The sequence below is a fragment of the Weizmannia sp. FSL W8-0401 genome (genome assembly GCF_038009125.1).
Lineage (GTDB): Bacteria > Bacillota > Bacilli > Bacillales > Bacillaceae_C > Weizmannia > Weizmannia coagulans.
In genome coordinates this window covers 900,048-917,315 of the sequence record NZ_JBBPAG010000001.1, presented here as the reverse complement: position 1 = coordinate 917,315, position 17,268 = coordinate 900,048, and the positions used below count along the sequence as shown (strand labels likewise).

The following is a 17,268-nucleotide window of genomic DNA, read 5'->3' as shown; positions in this document are numbered from 1 at the left end:
TCACTCCCCCTTGAATTGCGGCGCCCTCTTCTCTACAAAAGCGCGGATGCCTTCCTTGTGGTCTTTCGTCTGGCGCATTTTCCACTGCGCATGTTTTTCCAGTTCCAATGATTTATTGAAGTCCGGGCGGTTCAGTTCCGTATAGATTTTTTTCGTTTTGATCATCGCGAGGACCGGCTTTTTCTGCCATTCTGTAATTTTTTGGTCAACGGCAAGCGCAAGATCGGGTACCGCTTCATCGATAATGCCCGTTTCGGCTGCCTCTTCAGCAGACATGACTTTTCCTTCCCAAATCACCTTTTTCGCCTTTTCCTGGCCGATCCGGCGCTGCAGCAAATAGTGGCCGCCGCCGTCCGGCACAAGGCCGATCCCGATAAAGTTCATCGCGATTTTGCTGTCCAAATCGCTGATAATGGTATCACAGGCAAGGGCAAGGCTTAAGCCCAATCCTGCAGCAGCGCCATTAATCGCCGCAATGGTGAGTTTCGGCATACCCACAAGAATGGAAACGGCTTCATTTATTTGGTCCATAAAAGAGATGAACCCTTTTTCTTCCTCCATCGCAAGCATGGCTTTGATGTCCCCGCCTGCGGAGAATGCTTTGCCGTTTCCGGATAATACGAGAATGTGAATGTCATCCTTCATCGCAATCGCTTTCAACGAGTCCGCCAGTTCCTTAATCATCTCCAGGTTCAGCGCATTCATTGCGTCCGGGCGGTTGAAATACAAATAGGCTGCCCCGTCTTTTTCCTCCACCTGGATTGTTTCATACGTAGAAATCACCGAAATCCCTCTCCCTTTGTTTTATTCTTCCTATTACTAGGATAGCGAAATATTCGGCAATTTCCAATACAAAATGGCGTCTTTTTAAAAAATTCATCAAAAAAAGAGGCTGCCGCCTAAGCAAACAGCCCCTTCCATCCTTATTTCAGCAGTTTCATTTTTTTCAAAAAGTCAATCGGCTGCTGTTTCCGGAAATGCTCTTTTACCATATAAGACACTCCGTTTTCATTGTTAGAACGGGTCACCCAGTCGGACGCGTTTTTGACAGCGGGATGCGCATTCCCCATCGCAACGCCGAGCCCTGCCCACTCGACAAGCGGGAGATCATCGAGGCCCGAACCGATGACGACCACTTCCTCACGGCGGATGTTCATCCGGTCGCATACATATAAAAGCCCGCGAAGCTTGGAAATGCCAGCCGGCACAATATCCAGCCTCCCGTTCCCGCACACAATGCAATCCACTTCATGGAACATATTGGCAATTGCTTTTTTGGCAGCCTGAATGTCCTCTCCGTCGGAAAAGATCACTTCGATTTTGGGCGGGGAAAGCGGCGTTTGTTCCAGTTTTGCCGATAAATCGTCCACATATTGTTCTGCATAAGAAAACGGATTGGACGTTTGATAAATGACTTTTCCCATCAGCTTATTCGGATGCTTCACCCTGTTTGACAATGTAAACCGCTCGGAAACAAGGCGGATTTGGGCGTGGAACCCTTCCAAAAACCGCACAAGGTCACGGGTGGCCTCTTCGCTGATCCTTCTGACAAAAATCGGTTTATCCAGTTCACTGGCAATATAAGCGCCCTGGTGCGTGATTAAGGAAGAATGCAGCTTCAGCCATTTGGCAATCCGGTGGGCCGAAGCAAAATTTTTTGAGGTAATGAGCGTCACCGCAATGCCTTTTGCACCTGCATACTCAATCGCTTCTTTCGTTGTTTTGCCGAGCCGGCCGTTATCCTGCAGCAATGTTCCCTCAATATTTAACGCCAGCATTTTATAGATCATGGATGTTCCCCCTCTTCATGATGCTCCCGGCTGCCGGGCTGATTTTTCACACAGCCTGCTTTCTTTTACAGATGTATGAGAAAAAAGGGGGAAATAGAACTTTCCGGCTGCATTCTTCTACTTTCCGGCGTATAAATCCTCGACAGGCTTCATCAGCACCTGATTGATTTCGCTGAGCATATCGCTTAGCCGCTGTTCAGCGCCGATCAACTGCATAATGGCGGGATTTGCCTGGACCGCTTGCATGGCAGACTGCGCCTGCTTTTCATCTTCTTCTGTAACCGGAAGCCCCTGCATTTGTTTATCTTGCAAATTGAGTTGAAGCTGCCTGAAACGGTCAAACAATGCTCTCGCCTGGCCGTTAGACCGGACATTTTCGTACGCCTGCTTCAACGCAGCAAATTCATGGCTTTCCCGGATTCCTTTTTCAAGCATGCGCGCGTATTCATTTAAATGGGATGGCATGTAAATCCTCCTTATGTTTTATTCATCACGGATGGTTTCCCGGCCTTGCTTTCGTTACACAAGGAGCAGCCGGGCCGCCTGAAGCCAGTCGCAGAAATGCAGGGATGCATGGGTTTCCTGTTTTCTCTTTCCTGCACGAGCAGCAGGACCAGGCCGGCGTTATTCCAACAATGCGCCAAAGCTTGCTTCCTCTATACAAGCAGCACGATCACCCCCTGAACGATCCCAATCAGGCCGCCCAGTAACGCGCCAAGATACGTAATCATTGAAAATTCGCGGGCGGTAATGCCGAGAATCAGCCCTTCCAGGCGCTCAATCGGAAAAGATTCCACTTCCTGGCGCACAAGATCCGCCATCTGCAGCTTCCGGATGATCAAAGGCACGTTTTTGCTGATGAAGTGCAGCGCTTTTTCCGCCAATACAGGGATCCATTCTTCTTCAATTTTATTCCGGTACCGGGCAACAAATGCCTGGACAGGTGTGTCTAAAAAACGTTCGACAGGGAGGAGAGACAATACATTTTTCTCCAGCCATCCGCTAATTTCTTCATCCGGTAGATCCGGAAAAAGTTCCCCTGCCTGTTTTGCTTTCAGGCCGTTCCATTCCCTTTCCAGCATTTCCGACATTGTTGCTTTCATTCCGGGTTCCTGAAGTGCCCGGGTGATCTCAGGCTGGATTTTATCGGCAATCGAAGTGTTTCCGATAAAACGTTTCACCATCGCGCCGATCATGCCGCGGTCATCAAGAAAATGGCTGATCATCCCTTCAATCTTCGTGCGGCCTGCAGGGCTTGAAATGTATTCGCTCATCCTTGCAATGATCAAATCCGCCAAAACAGGGATTTTTTCTTCAGCTTTTTTGATTACGGCTTCCGGCAGCAGTGCTTCAAGCGTTTTCGGTGCAATATGTTGTTTTGCCTCCCCGTAACGGGTGCGGATGAATTCTTTGATCCCGTTTTGAACACGCTCCGCCGACAAATCCACTTTAAAAAACCCAGCAATTTGCGGGGTCGTCCAGCTCATCTCCAGCCATTTCAAAAAAGTATCCGCCATCCATCGGGCCGTCTCTTTCCGGAACCCGGGCGACAGCAGCTTTTTTTCGATGCTTTCCGGGGTGACCAGATGGCGCACCACCATTTCGCCAAGCTGCTTCGCAATCTCTTCGCGCCTTTTCGGAATCAATCCGGGCGTGAACGGAAGCCGCCAATTTTTAATATAGATCGCCTTGTACGGCCGAAACAGCATTTTAATGGCCAGATAATTTGTGAATCCGCCGATCACTGCCCCCACGGCAGTCATAAACAAAATTTCCAAAAATGCATGCATACACAATCATCCCTCATTGTTTTCGTTGTGAAATTTTTCCCAAAGAAGCACGGGAAGTTTCCAGCCCGCTATGCGGACACAACGGTCGATTTTGGTTCTATGCTGCGGAAAACCGCAAACTTAATGAAAAAATACCCTTTTTTGCGGCCGGGTATTTCTGAAATCAGCTATTTTTTTTGAACCGATTTTCTGTACTAATCATAAGATATCAGCAAAAGCCCAATAAAGTCAAAAATTAGCCGTGTTCGTGCCCGTGTTTTCAGGAGGAAGGGAGGGGAACGGATTGGCATCAACCATTGCATTCCGGCATGACGATGAAACGAAAGGCGCGGCGGCAATTCCACGGGCGCTCCTTTCCTTTTTGCGCATTTCAAACGGCGGGCTCACCATCCGGTTCGGCGGAAAAACAGCCACAGCAAAAGTGGAAACCGATGCATCCGGCAAAACGGTAATGATGCTCTCTGCGGATGGTTACAAACACCTGAAGCTCCCTGTCCCGCCCGCCCGGTTGAAAGCCTTCTGCCGGCAGGGGGTGCTTGAACTTGGCCCAGTGATCGCCGTCCTGACAGAACTTACTGGAAGTGCCCCTTCTGAAAACATCCGGCCATTTTGCGAAGAACTGCACCACCTGATCGAAAAAGAAGGCGGCTGCCTTTTTGTGGAAGGCTTGGATTCCCGCGCCGGCACCGGCTGCACGTTTTCCGCCAATGGCTGGAAGACGGGGGAAGTGCCGGAACCGGACATTGTCTATAACCGCATTCATTCCAGGCTGGCTGAAAAAAGCCGCCAGTTTGGAATGAAAACAGCAGCGTACAAAGAAAAGGGAACCGGTTTTTTTAATGCCAAGTATTTAACAAAAATGGAAGTTTACGAATGCCTTTATGCAAACCGATTTTTGCGGCCGTATTTACCGGAAACTTGCCGGTACGGTCCGGCGTGCCTAGCGGAAAAACTTGGGGCATTCAATATCCTGTATGCAAAGCCCGAAAACGGAAGCCAGGGGCGCGGCATCATCCGGATTGAAAAAAAGGAAAGCCGGTTCCTCCTTGGCCATACGCACCAGGAAAACCGTTTGCCGGAAGTTGCAGAAAATGTGGAAGACACCGTTCAAAAAATGGAACAACTCACCGGAACCCTTCCGTATATCCTTCAACAAGGCATTCCATTGCTTTCGGCAGATGGAAGGCAAACCGATTTCCGGTTCCTTGTCTGGAGAACCGGCGCAAAAAACGATTGGCAGATCGCGTCATCCCTCGCAAGAACAGCGGCAGACGATGCGATTGTGTCAAACCTCTCACAAGGAGGGCTTCCGGCAAAACCGGCGCCGCTTATCTTCCATCATTTTGGAAAGGAAAAAGGCCGGCTCGTGCTAGAACTCATGCATGAGCTGGCGGAAGCCGCCGCCATCACGCTCTGTTCCGCCGGAAACGGGCACTTTGCGGAATTCGGGATCGATATAGGGGTGGATTGGGATGGAAAACCGTGGGTAATTGAAGCAAACGTAAAGCCGTCTAAGGCCGCGTTTGGCGTGTCCCGCGGCGGCATTCGCCCATCCGTAAAAGCACTATACCGTTACGGTTTATTTCTATGGACTGAAAGGGGAATGGAACATGCCGGCTAAATTAGGTATTCTTACGCTGGATCCTGCTTCCCGGCAGGATTATTTTGACCAAATGGCACATGAATCAAAACAATATGGGACCGATCTTTATTCATTCTCCCCCCTTGATTTACTGCCCGGCACGCAGAAAGCAAAGGGACTTCATTTTGACACTACAAGCGGCATATGGAAAGAAGAAGTTTTCCAGATTCCGGAATTCCTTTATGACCGCTGCTTTTACGGCGAAGACCAGCCATCAAAAGATGCCAAAAAAATCGTCGCATGGCTGAAAGAACGGAAAGACCTTACCTTTCTCGGATACGGGCTGCCGAATAAAACCACGCTTTACGACCGTCTGAAGGAAATTCCGGAAATCTCCCCGTATTTGCCGGAGACAGTAAGGGCGGACAGTACGGAAACGGTTTTGCGGGAACTGAACAAATATCTTTCCATTATTTTAAAACCGGCAAACGGTGCGCATGGATATGCGGTGTATTCCCTCGAAAAGAAAACGGGCGGGCTGCTTGTAAGAACGACGAAAAACGGCAGTCTTATATCGCAGAACTTCGGCCGTTTGGATAAATTTCAAGCGTGGCTCAATACACTGCTCGGAAAGCATGATTTTCTCATTCAGGCAAGGATTGACAATATGGACCGGAAAAACCGGCCTTTTGATCTGCGCATCTTTTTGCAAAAAGACAGCCGCGGCGAGTGGCAGGAAGTGACGCGGGGCATCCGTACCGGCATGGAAAACGGCATTTTAACCAATTTGAGCGCGGGGGCAAGCCTCTCAACATACGGAAACTGGCAACGCGAAACGCCGCATTTTAATCATGTCTATATCAGCCAGGAAATCTCTGACATCATCAGCATCTTGCCGGCTGTTTTGGAAGAAACTTTTCAACCGCTATTTGAGTTGGGAATCGATCTGCTTATTGCGGGGGACCAATCCATCTGGATACTCGACATCAATTCAAAACCGGGCAGAAAAATGGTCAGCCTTCTCCATCCGGAAAAAGCCGGGCAAATGGCTGAAGCCCCGCTTGCCTACTGCCGGTATTTACAGGAAATCGGAAACCGCGTGCAGGCCGGAAATGTGTAAAATGAAAGAAATGGGACTGCTCTTTAGCGGCTATGTGAAGGAACAGCGCGTTTTCGACAGCCTTTTCGCATAAAACGCGCCTGTGTTTAAGGAACAGCACCGTTTTCGACGGCTCTCCTTCACACAGAGTGCCCATAAGAAACCGGGCAATTTTGGCCACATAGAACGTGCCTGCGTCAAGAAACCGGGCGCTTTCAACGGCATACCTTCGCATAGAGCGCTCCTATGTGAAGAAGCAGCGCATTTTTCGACAGCCTTTTCGCATAGAACACGCCTGAATTTTTGCCACATTGCTTTTGAAACAGAAGGGAACCCGAGAAAAAGAGCCGCGATAGTAGCCGGAAAAATTTGGTTGGTTCATTTCATCCGCTGCCGGTTTAACAAAAGGTCATCTAAATGAAACGAGGTGCTTTACAAATGGCCAGAAAATATAAAATTGAGTTTTTTGATGCCTCCGACCCGATCCTGTACACGCCGCAAAGCCTTCCGGTACTTGAAAACACCGGCAAAGTGGCATTCGGCTCTAAAATCGCTGCCGCAAAAATCGAACCGCATCCAAATGGCCGCAATGTTTTTTCCGTCTCAAGCGCGCTTGCCGGTGAACTGAGAATGCCCGCCTTTTTAACGGTTCTTCACTGTTTCCAAAACAGCGATATCCTGATGCTCGGCCCGCTTGTCGGCATTTTTACGGCCGGATTCACCCCCTTTGAAAACCGCCCGGCCGGCGCAAGGTCGGTGTGGTTTGCAAAACTTCTTTCCGCCCAGTCTGCTGCCTGCGTGGTGCCGTTTTTATTCGGCGAACAGCATATCGATTGGGAACAGGGTGTGATCACCGGCTACTTTTACGGGAAAGCGGGCTGGGAAAAGCAGGAAGTCCCGTTTCCCAATGCCATTTACGACCGGCTCCCGAACCGGAAAAGTGAAAAACTTGTAAATGCGCAGAAAATCAAAGAAAAATTGGAAAAAGAATATTTTATTCCGTGGTACAATCCCGGCTTTTTCAACAAACTGGAAATTCACGAGCGGCTGTTTCAAGATCCGGAAGCGCGCCCCTATTTACCGGAAACGAACCCGCTCACCTCTTTTCATCAAATTGAACGGATGCTGTCTGATTACGGGATGGTCTACATCAAACCGGTGAACGGCAGCCTTGGCCTTGGCGTCCATCAAATCCATTACCACCATGCTTCCGGCGCGTATTATTGCCGGTACCGGGACACCGGCAACCGATTGTTAAAATTCAGCAGCCTTGAAAACTTGATCAACCATGTTTTTTCTAAAAAGCAATGGAACCGGCTGCTCGTCCAGCAGGGCATTTTTCTCGTAACAGACGGAGGGCGGCCGGTTGATTTCCGGGTCCATACCAATAAAGACGAGGGCGGAAACTGGGTCGTTACAGCAATCGCGGCAAAAGTGGCCGGCCCGGGCAGCCCGACAACGCATGTGAGAAGCGGCGGGTTAATTAAAACACTTCCCGAACTTACGGAAAACCCCGAGCAACAGGAGATGTACCGGCATGCGCTGGAAACAGCCGCCCTCAAACTTTCCCGCGCCATCGATGAACATGTCGAAGGAGTGATTGGGGAAATCGGGTTTGACCTCGGCATCGGCACGGACGGGAAAGTATGGCTGTTTGAAGCCAATTCGAAGCCCGGGCGCTCCATTTTCAACAATCCGTTCATGAAAGCGTGCGATTTATTGACGCGCAAACTGAGCTTATCGTTTGCCGTTTATTTGACGGAACGGCAAGTGCAGTCACCAGGGGAAATGTTCCCATGACCGCCATCTGGTTTGACCGCAAGGAAAAAATATTTAAGCGTACTGCCCCGTCCCCGCTTTTTTGGGGAAAAGAAGCGGAACTGCTTCCTTTCTCCGCGAAACCCGGAGAGGAAACGCCTTATCGCCTGATGTTAAAAGGGGCATCAGCCGGCCCCCTGATCGGGATACTCATCAGTAAATCAAAGAAAGCCATCAGCGGAGACCGTGATTTTTTTATCGCCATCCAACAAACATTACAGGAAAAACAGGGCGGCCTGTCTTTTTTATTCAGCCTTGCCGATATTTCAGCGCATATTACCGGCGTGTTTTGGGATGTAAAACAAGAAAAATGGCACAGGGCAATGTTTCCGTTTCCAGACGTGGTTTATAACCGGATCCGGAAGCGAAAGGAAGAATTGGAGGAAGATTTCCGTCGCTTTACCAGGCTTCTCCGGCAAAAAAGGATCCCTTTTTTCAACCCGCATTTTTTAAATAAATATGAGGTGTACGAAAAATTGAAGCAGGATCCGGCGATTGCCGGTTTTCTTCCGGAAACGGCGCTTATTTCCGATAAAAGCAGCTTTCACGCCTTTTTACTGAAGCACAAGGATGTCTATATCAAACCCGCCGCCCGTTCGCAAGGATACGGCATCCGCCGCATTGTGCAGGGGCCCTGTGAAGCATGGACATTTTACACGCCCCAATCCGCCCACTTGCCCGCCAGCTTTTCGGATGTGTGGGAGGAGATTGGCCCCTTTGCAGAAAAAGAAACGTACATTGTCCAGGAAACCGTGCCAACTGCATTGCTTGACGGCCGGAAATATGACTACCGTGTCCACGCCCATTACAACGGAACAGGTTACCGGATAACCGGCATCGGCGTGCGGGTTGCCCGCCCCGGCGGAATGACGACCCATACGGCAAAAGGCGGGGAAACGCTGGTACTATCTTCCAATGAAAAAATGGAGATTAAAAAAAAGATTGCGCCGGTCATTTCAGCATGCGGCAATGCTTTAGCGGAATCGTACGGCTTTTTCGGGGAATTTACCGCTGACATCGCGCCCGGCAATGAAGGCAGCTTTTATTTGTTTGAACTGAATGCAAAGCCAATGTCCTTTGATGAACCTGAAATTGAAGCAGCAAAAACCCGGAAACTTGCCGATTTGTTTTATGCCATTACCGGCTTTTTGGAAAAATGATTCCCTCTCTTTAAAAAATTTGAGTAAAATAGATTATATCCAATGAAAAACCGAGGGATCCAAACATGCTCGACAGATTAAAAACAAGGTATCCAAATGCCTGCATTGCAGATGAACCGATTGCAGCGAAACCTTTGTTATGGTTTTGGATGGAAGAAGAAAAACAGTATTTCGGGATTGATCCGGGCGAATTGACGCCGGAAGAAACGATGCTGTTGAAAACATTATTCCCCAAATTCCGGGAAAATGCTCCAGGCACGGCGAGCGAAGCATCCAAATGGTATGACTACCTGTTTTTGCCGGATGCCGAGGCCCCTGCCCGTGGCGGCGTATACCGCGTTACACAGTTTGCGCTGGCAAAAGAAGGGCCGGATGTATCCGGCGTTCAGGAAGCCATCAAAAACATGTTTGTGCATGATGTCTTGGTGATAATGACCAATCAGCTTGAAGGCATGGTGATTGAAGAAAAAAGCGGAACAGCAGCGGCCGAAGACGATCTAGAGGCATCCATCCGTGCGTTTGAAGGGGATTTCTATACCCCTGTTTTGCTGTATTTAGGCGAATTTAAGGAAGTGGCGGCATTAAAGCGCAGCTTCCAATTCGAACGCCGGCTTTTCGAATTTGCCAAAAGCCGCCGGAAAACGTCCGCTTTGTTCACGGCTCATGCTCTGCTCCCTCTTTATTTGCTGTCCCATTTGCCTGAAGGGGAAAAGGGCCTGCTCTTCCAATCACTGCGCAGGCTGTTTGAAGAAGACCGGGAAATGGGACAAACGATCAAACGGTATCTTGAAAATTTTACGAATGCCAGCCTGACGGCAAAACAATTGTTCATCCACCGCAATTCCTTGCAGTACCGGATTGAAAAATTTGAAGAAAAAACGGGCTTGGATTTAAAACATTTTACAGATGCCATCTTTGCGTATTTCGCCTGTCTCGAAACCTTTGACGGCAACTCCCGCCGATAAGCCGCGCGTTATTTGCCTTGAAAAGGAAACAAGCCCGTTTTACTCAAAATGGCACCAGTTGGCTAACCGGTTGTATCAAGAGCGGCATACCGGCATCGTATCCCATGTTGCAATGAATGCCGCGCAACCGGAAGATTGGAAAACGAGCCGCTTTCAAATTTCCAAGGATCCCGGCCCCCGGATTTTACTGCGCCAATCTGCCGGGAAAACGGGATGGGCAGGGTGCCGAAAATCGCCCTGCATTTTTTGTGCATCCTGCCGTTCCCTTTACGAAAGGGTTTTCCTTATAATAAAGACAACTTATGACAGGGGAGGGTTTTTACGATGACAGAACTGGCGCTTGAGCATATTTATAAGATTTACGACAATAATGTAACCGCTGTATCCGATTTTAATCTACATATTAATGACAAGGAATTCATTGTATTTGTCGGTCCTTCCGGCTGCGGGAAATCGACGACGCTCAGGATGATTGCCGGGCTTGAAGAAATTTCAAAAGGCGATTTATACATGGACGGCAAACGGGTGAACGATGTAGCGCCGAAAGACCGTGATATCGCGATGGTATTCCAGAACTATGCGCTTTATCCGCATATGACGGTATACGACAATATGGCATTCGGGCTGAAACTCCGCAAAGTGCCGAAAGCGGAAATTGACAAGCGGGTACAGGAAGCCGCAAAAATCCTTGGCCTTGAAGAATATTTAAAACGGAAACCGAAAGCTTTATCAGGCGGGCAAAGGCAACGGGTTGCCCTCGGCCGCGCGATTGTAAGGGATGCAAAAGTGTTCCTCATGGACGAACCTTTATCCAATCTGGACGCGAAATTGCGGGTGCAAATGCGGACCGAAATTGCCCGGCTTCACCAGCGGCTGCAAACGACGACCATTTATGTGACACATGACCAGACGGAAGCGATGACGATGGCTTCAAGGATTGTCGTCATGAAAGATGGTGTCATCCAGCAAGTCGGAACGCCGCGCGAAGTATACGACTTACCTGCCAACCTGTTCGTCGCCGGTTTTATCGGCTCGCCAGCGATGAACTTCTTCCGCGGTAAACTGGACAACGGCAAATTTCACTTAAACGAATCGGTCCAGCTTGATGTGCCGGAAGGGAAAATGAAACATATGAAAAGCCATATCGGCAAGGATGTCATTCTTGGTGTCCGCCCTGAAGACATCCACGATGAACCTGTTTTCATTGAAACAATGCCGGGCTCGGCCATCAAAGCCACGATTGATGTTTCTGAACTTCATGGCGCTGAAACGATGCTCTATTCCAGAATCAACGGGCAGGAGTTTATCTCCCGCATCGATTCCAGAACAGTTGTCAAACCGGGTGACGAAATCACGCTCGGGCTTGATATGAATAAAGCCCATTTCTTTGATGCCGAAACAGAGTTAAGGATTGGGTGAACCAGAAAGCCTGCCACTGAAAAAGTGATTTTTTATATCCGTATATCCAACATATAAAATGCAAAAAGACGTTGAAACACAAGCAGCATGAGTGTCTCAACGTCTTTTCTATTTTTGCGGTGCTTTTTCAGTGCCTCGCTGTTATATCCGGCTTTTTGATTTTCTCCGCAATCGCCGCCAATAGTTACCAGCCGGGAACCAGTATAATTAAAATTTTTTCCTCCATAATACGTAGTACATCGATCACATTCCGCTGGGTTCAACCAAGCAGGTGGCGGGGAATTCTCCGCTTGCTGGTGCAATTCCAGCCGGCCCAACCAAAAAACTTACAACAAGGAGATGACACAGATGGCAAACAACAGCAATTCAAACCAATTGTTAGTTTCCGGTGCTGAGCAGGCTCTCGACCAAATGAAATACGAAATCGCACAAGAATTCGGCGTAAACCTCGGCGCAGACACGACATCCCGTGCGAACGGATCTGTCGGGGGAGAAATTACAAAACGCCTTGTGCAAATGGCTGAACAACAACTTGGCGGTACTTTCCATTCGTAATATAACAAACCAATAAAATGGCTAAAAAAAGGGGGGCAACCGCCTCCCTTTTTATCAGTGATTTAAATTGACCATTTTTTCCGGCACGATCCACTCATCATATTGTTCTTCGGTTACATAACCTGTTTTAATGGCGGCTTCTTTCAGCGTTGTGCCTTCCTTGAAAGCCAGTTTCGCGATCTGGGCCGCTTTTTCATAACCGATATGCGGATTCAGGGCCGTCACCAGCATGAGGGAACGATTGACATTTTCCCGGATCGTTTCCACATTCGGTTCAATGCCGCGCACGCATCTTTCATCAAATGACTTCATCGCATCGCCGAGCAGATGGACGGACTGCAGGAAGTTATATATAATTACCGGTTTAAATACATTTAATTCAAAGTTGCCTTGGCTTGCGGCAAATCCGATTGCGGCATCATTCCCGAATACCTGGACCGCTACCATCGTCAAAGCTTCGCACTGGGTCGGATTGACTTTGCCAGGCATAATCGAGCTGCCCGGTTCATTGGCCGGAATCGAAATCTCACCGATGCCGCTTCTCGGCCCGCTCGCAAGCCATCTGACATCATTGGCTATTTTCATTAAATCTGCAGCAAGCCCTTTTAATGCCCCGTGGACATGAACGATTTCGTCATGGCTTGTGAGCGCATGGAATTTGTTATCAGAAGAAACAAACGGGTAGCCGGTTTGTTTTTCCAGTTCTTCTGCAACTTTACCACCGAAAGTCGGGTCCGCATTAATGCCGGTGCCGACAGCCGTGCCGCCGATCGCCAGGTTCAAAATATGTTTTGCGCTTTCTTTGATCATTCGTTCGCTTTTTTCCAGCATGGCACGCCAGCCGCTGATTTCCTGGCCGAGTGTGAGCGGCGTTGCATCCTGCAAATGCGTGCGCCCGATTTTGATGATTTTCATGTATGCTTTTTCTTTTTCAAGCAGCGTTTCTTTCAGCTGTTCCAGCGGCGGCAGCAGCCTTGTCTGCAGTTCATGGTAGGCGGCAATATGCATCGCAGTCGGGAACGTATCGTTCGAGCTTTGCGACATATTCACATCATCGTTCGGATGGACGTGTTCTGCACTGTTTTGGGCGGAAAGGATTTCGTTTGCCCTTCTTGCCACCACTTCATTCACATTCATATTTGACTGGGTGCCGCTGCCTGTTTGCCAGACAACAAGCGGAAAATGCCCGTCAAATTTCCCGTCCAGCACTTCTTCACAAGCCTGGACAATAGCCTTCATTTTGGCATCCGATAATTTGCCGAGGCGGTTGTTGCTGACGGCAGCCGCTTTTTTCAAATGGGCAAAAGCGCGGATCACTTCCATCGGCATTTTTTCCCCGCCGATCGGGAAGTTTTCCTTGCTGCGCTGCGTTTGTGCCCCCCAATATTTGTCCCGCGGCACTTTCATTTCTCCGAGTGTGTCTTTTTCAATCCGGTACTCCACTTTCTTCCCCTCCTGTATGTGCTTACATTTGGCTTTTGCAAAACGGCGGCAAGCCTAAAAAACTTGCCGATATGTAGCTGCAAGTTTATTTTACTATAAATTCCCGCAAAGCAACACCTCAACGCTCGCGAGTCGCTGTTCAATTCCTTTTTGAGAACATATTTTCAGAAATCTTGCACCAAAAAAGCGGCATATCCGTTCACGAGCCGGCCAATGCCGTACATTTACCGTTTGCCGGTGTCACAGTCCTGAAAAAATGCCTGCCACTCTCCGGATTTGCCGGATTGTAACAGACATCATACCCCGCTAACGACCGCTTGAACGGCACCCCTGCTGACTCAGGCCGGCCGTTTTTTCAATGCATTGCGGGTCGCTATCGCCCTGAGAGCCTGTTCGCAATGGTGTGCATTTATTTTATTTCATATATTCGCGAAATCAAAATAAAAATTCGTCAGCTTCAATACTAGTTCTGTTTCGTCATAACCCGTATTCAAGGCTTTTCCCTCTCTATCTGCCTTTTGATTTTCATGATCTCGTCTTCACTCAAGCCGAATGCTTGGGCAATGACTTTTACATCCACTTGATTTTTTAACAAGTTGATAATAAATCTTCTTAACCTTTGTTCACCTTCTTCTCTTTCTTCTTTTCTTCCTTCCTCTTTCCCCTTTTTATACCCGTGATGCTAGTATAGTTTCATGGACACCCTTTAGTGAAATATAATATTAACGAAGGGATGTGTCCTGATATGGGTAACACAAGCGAAAAACGTAAAAGTTATCATGCTGAATTTAAGGAAATGGTGGTTGAGCTTTATCAAACTGGAACACCAGTAAAACAGATCTGCAGCGAATATGGCCTGTCTGAAACGACAATCTACAAATGGATCAGAAAACAAAAACCGGTTAAGCTGGATGACGGGAGCTCTTTTACCCCGGAAGAATTTCTGAACCTGCAAAAAGAATTGCACCGGCTGAAAGAGGAAAACGAAATCTTAAAAAAAGCTATGGCCATATTCGCAAAGAAGTAGATCAAACCACTGTTATATCCATGATTGACGAGATAAGAGCCAAACACCATTATGACCTTAAAACCATGTGTACGGTCCTTGGCGTGCCGAGAAGTACCTACTATCAATCCAAACAAAAAAAAGAGTCAAAAACAAAACGGGAAAACCGGGAGTTGACAGACAGAATACGAAAAATCCATACGGAAAGCAAGCAGAGGTACGGAGCGCCGAAGATCCGCCATATGCTTGAAAAAGAAGGGCTCAAAGTCAGCCTGAAACGGGTTCAGCGTTTGATGAAGGCTGCAGGCATTTATTCCATTATCAGAAAAAAGTACCGTCCCCATTCCAATAAGGGCAAGATGGAAGAACACGATAACCTGCTGAACCAGGACTTCTCAACGACAACCATCAACGAGAAATGGGTTACGGATATTACGTACATTCATACTTTGAGAGACGGTTGGTGCTACCTGGCTTCCGTAATGGATTTACATTCCAGAAAGATTGTCGGTTACGCTTTTGACCGCCACATGACGACTGAACTGGCTTTAAAGGCAGTAGAAAACGCTTATCAGGCACAACGTCCAGGTCCGGGATTGATCTTGCATTCTGATTTGGGATCCCAGTATACAAGCGAGAAATTTGCAGAATACATGGAAAAGAAGCAGTTCAAACACTCCTTCAGTAAAAAAGGTTGCCCATACGATAACGCCTGCATTGAGTCTTTCCATGCAATTCTGAAAAAGGAAGAGATCTATAGAATCAACTATTTGAACTTTCAAGCTGCCAGAAGAGCCTTATTCGAATTTATAGAAGGCTGGTACAATCGGAAACGGATTCATAGCTGCCTGGGCTATATGACGCCACAAGAAACAGAAGACAGTATCAAAGGGGCAGCGTAGTGCTCTTCACAATTTTACAAGCATCCGCTTTACATGGAGTGGCGGGGCGTGGTAGGCTTGTTTGCCATGCGAAAGAAATCATTGCCCCTTTCGCCCTTCGCATAACACCACGCCCGCAGAGGCTCCATGTCAAGCGACCAGCAGTCATGAAAAATATGGCATGAGATCAAAATTAAATTTCACTTATTGGTGTCCAAAATATTGACTTAAATCCACCCGCGGTCAAAGTAAGAATTTGGCAGCTTTAATACTTGCTCCGTCTCGTCATAACTCGGGTTCAAGGCTTTTCCCTCTCTATCTTCCTTTTGATCTTCATGATCTCGTCTTCACTCAAGCCAGATGCTTGGGCAATGACCTTCACATCCACTTGATTTTTTAACAAGTTGACAATAAATCTTCTTAACCTTTCTTCACCTTCTTCTCTGCCTTCCTCTTTCCCCTTCTTATACCCACGATCAAAATAGGAATTCGGCAATTTTAATACTTGCTCTGCTTCGTCCGGGTCCAGCATCTTAATGTTTTCCATCACTTCCGCCTCCTCTTTTTCGTTCAGTTTTAAATAATAATCAAAGAAACCGTGTAACAGCCACATTTTTGCAGGGTCGAGTTCCATGCGTGCCAGCATCCGCAGAAACTCCAGTTTGACCTGCACCCGTTCTTTTTCTGTATACCCCATTTTGCTTAATAATGCCGCGGCAACAGGGTTGTTGCTCCGGATATAATTTCTCCAATTTTGTTTCATCAGATGAATGGATAAATAGTGAAAACGAAGAATTTCAATGTTGTGGAACGCAAAGGTGTATGTATCAGGGGTTTCTGTTTTCTCCTCATAACTGAAAACGGCAATCGGCAATACCGGTTTCTGGTGCCGGAGACTGATCATCATATAATAACGAAACATGCGTTCAGGAAAGGGTTTCTCGTAATACGACTGCGGCTCTACATGGATGAGAATCACGGTGTCTTTCCCTTTTACCTTCGTTTCGGCAAGGATATCAACCCGTTTTTGTTCACCGTCCGGAAAGTCCGTAAACTGTTCCTGCGACAAAAACCTCACCCGGCGGTAGTCGAGATCCGCTGACACATCCGGGAAAAACGCCTCCATAAACTCCTGAAAAAAGTTTTGGATCAGCTCCTTAAACAAACGATCATGTACATTGTAACCGGTTTTCTTTTCCATTACCAGTTCCAATGGCAACACCTCTTTTCTTATTTTTCAGTTTTATTATAAAGGACAAACGTTCGTTTTTCAAGTTCCATGATTTATACAGAAACTGTTCAAAACCTGAATATATGGCACTATGAACGAAATGTCGCAGGTGGCGCAATGAATGAGATTTGTAGTGCAAAATCGGTGAAAAATTCAATCGATTGTTGCATTATTTTTTCACATTCAGAGAAAAAGAAAAACGACTGCAAATGCAGTCGTATCAAGGGTTTTAAAAAATTTTAAGCTAATTGTTCAGTTTTTAGAAAACGCCCTCGGCAGGAATCGAACCCACATTTTGAGAACCGGAATCTCACGTGCTATCCTTTGCACCACGAGGGCAATAAGTGATTCAACAATAATAGATTATAAAGGACAATGAACAAAAAAGCAAGCCCCTTTTTGGTTTTATTTTATCGGAATTTGGTTATGATGGGTATTGTAGTTCAGGTGAAGGCAATTCTTTTGACCTTCATTGACCAATATTGTATGATCAGTACATAAGGATGGAGAATAATTCCTTTAACATCCA

Annotated in this window: 14 protein-coding genes and 1 tRNA gene; 8 read left to right on the top strand and 7 right to left on the bottom strand. The window is 47.5% G+C overall.

The annotated features are described in order from the left end of the window. The 4 genes from NSU00_RS04185 to NSU00_RS04170 form a co-directional block, all read right to left on the bottom strand. On the bottom strand, positions 1–783 hold the full coding sequence (locus NSU00_RS04185; protein ID WP_029141753.1) for an enoyl-CoA hydratase: 783 nt from the start codon (positions 781–783) through the stop codon (positions 1–3). Positions 784–923: 140 nt separating this feature from the next. Beyond that, positions 924–1,790: a Cof-type HAD-IIB family hydrolase gene (locus NSU00_RS04180; RefSeq protein ID WP_327076630.1), complete on the bottom strand. Its 867-nt coding sequence runs from the start codon at positions 1,788–1,790 to the stop codon at positions 924–926. Positions 1,791–1,907: 117 nt separating this feature from the next. After that, positions 1,908–2,255: a YlbF family regulator gene (locus NSU00_RS04175; protein WP_340703467.1), complete on the bottom strand. Its 348-nt coding sequence runs from the start codon at positions 2,253–2,255 to the stop codon at positions 1,908–1,910. Positions 2,256–2,446: 191 nt separating this feature from the next. Further along, positions 2,447–3,580: a DUF445 domain-containing protein gene (locus tag NSU00_RS04170; RefSeq protein ID WP_340702413.1), complete on the bottom strand. Its 1,134-nt coding sequence runs from the start codon at positions 3,578–3,580 to the stop codon at positions 2,447–2,449. 283 nt (positions 3,581–3,863) lie between these two features. Between NSU00_RS04170 and NSU00_RS04165 the strand changes: the two genes are divergently transcribed. The 7 genes from NSU00_RS04165 (at position 3,864) to NSU00_RS04135 (ending at position 12,178) form a co-directional block, all read left to right on the top strand. Further along, on the top strand, positions 3,864–5,201 hold the full coding sequence (locus NSU00_RS04165) for a YheC/YheD family endospore coat-associated protein (protein WP_340703466.1): 1,338 nt from the start codon (positions 3,864–3,866) through the stop codon (positions 5,199–5,201). Continuing rightward, positions 5,191–6,282 carry a YheC/YheD family endospore coat-associated protein gene (locus NSU00_RS04160; protein WP_195850391.1) on the top strand — a complete coding sequence of 364 codons (1,092 nt, stop codon included), beginning with the start codon at positions 5,191–5,193 and terminating at the stop codon, positions 6,280–6,282. Before NSU00_RS04165 ends, NSU00_RS04160 begins: the two co-directional genes overlap by 11 nt. Before the next feature lie 417 nt (positions 6,283–6,699). After that, positions 6,700–8,061, top strand: coding sequence for a YheC/YheD family endospore coat-associated protein (locus NSU00_RS04155; RefSeq protein ID WP_340703465.1), 1,362 nt, complete (start codon positions 6,700–6,702; stop codon positions 8,059–8,061). Then, positions 8,058–9,239, top strand: coding sequence for a YheC/YheD family endospore coat-associated protein (locus tag NSU00_RS04150; RefSeq protein WP_327076626.1), 1,182 nt, complete (start codon positions 8,058–8,060; stop codon positions 9,237–9,239). The genes NSU00_RS04155 and NSU00_RS04150 overlap by 4 nt, the downstream gene beginning before the upstream one ends. Positions 9,240–9,304: 65 nt before the next feature. Then, entirely contained in the window at positions 9,305–10,204 is a 900-nt protein-coding gene (locus tag NSU00_RS04145) for a PucR family transcriptional regulator (RefSeq protein ID WP_340702409.1), read from the top strand. A gap of 324 nt (positions 10,205–10,528) precedes the next feature. Further along, on the top strand, positions 10,529–11,623 hold the full coding sequence (locus tag NSU00_RS04140; protein ID WP_019721743.1) for an ABC transporter ATP-binding protein: 1,095 nt from the start codon (positions 10,529–10,531) through the stop codon (positions 11,621–11,623). A 348-nt stretch (positions 11,624–11,971) separates the two neighbouring features. Continuing rightward, on the top strand, positions 11,972–12,178 hold the full coding sequence (locus NSU00_RS04135; RefSeq protein ID WP_014095815.1) for an alpha/beta-type small acid-soluble spore protein: 207 nt from the start codon (positions 11,972–11,974) through the stop codon (positions 12,176–12,178). A gap of 54 nt (positions 12,179–12,232) precedes the next feature. On the opposite strand, the gene fumC is transcribed toward NSU00_RS04135, so the two are convergent. Next, positions 12,233–13,621, bottom strand: coding sequence for a class II fumarate hydratase (gene fumC / locus NSU00_RS04130; protein WP_029141761.1), 1,389 nt, complete (start codon positions 13,619–13,621; stop codon positions 12,233–12,235). A 745-nt stretch (positions 13,622–14,366) separates the two neighbouring features. Between fumC and NSU00_RS04120 the strand changes: the two genes are divergently transcribed. After that, positions 14,367–15,529 (top strand): IS3 family transposase gene (locus NSU00_RS04120; RefSeq protein ID WP_445684486.1). Its coding sequence is split into 2 segments (ribosomal slippage): positions 14,367–14,610 and positions 14,610–15,529, totalling 1,164 coding nucleotides; the frame shifts between segments, so codons are not numbered across the junction. A gap of 277 nt (positions 15,530–15,806) precedes the next feature. Here NSU00_RS04120 and NSU00_RS04115 read toward each other — a convergent pair. Further along, a complete protein-coding gene (locus tag NSU00_RS04115) occupies positions 15,807–16,721 on the bottom strand; it encodes an Rpn family recombination-promoting nuclease/putative transposase (protein WP_340703464.1) in 915 nt (304 codons plus the stop codon). Between the two features lie 285 nt (positions 16,722–17,006). Next, a tRNA-Arg gene (locus tag NSU00_RS04110) sits at positions 17,007–17,078 on the bottom strand. Between the last annotated feature and the right edge of the window lie 190 nt (positions 17,079–17,268).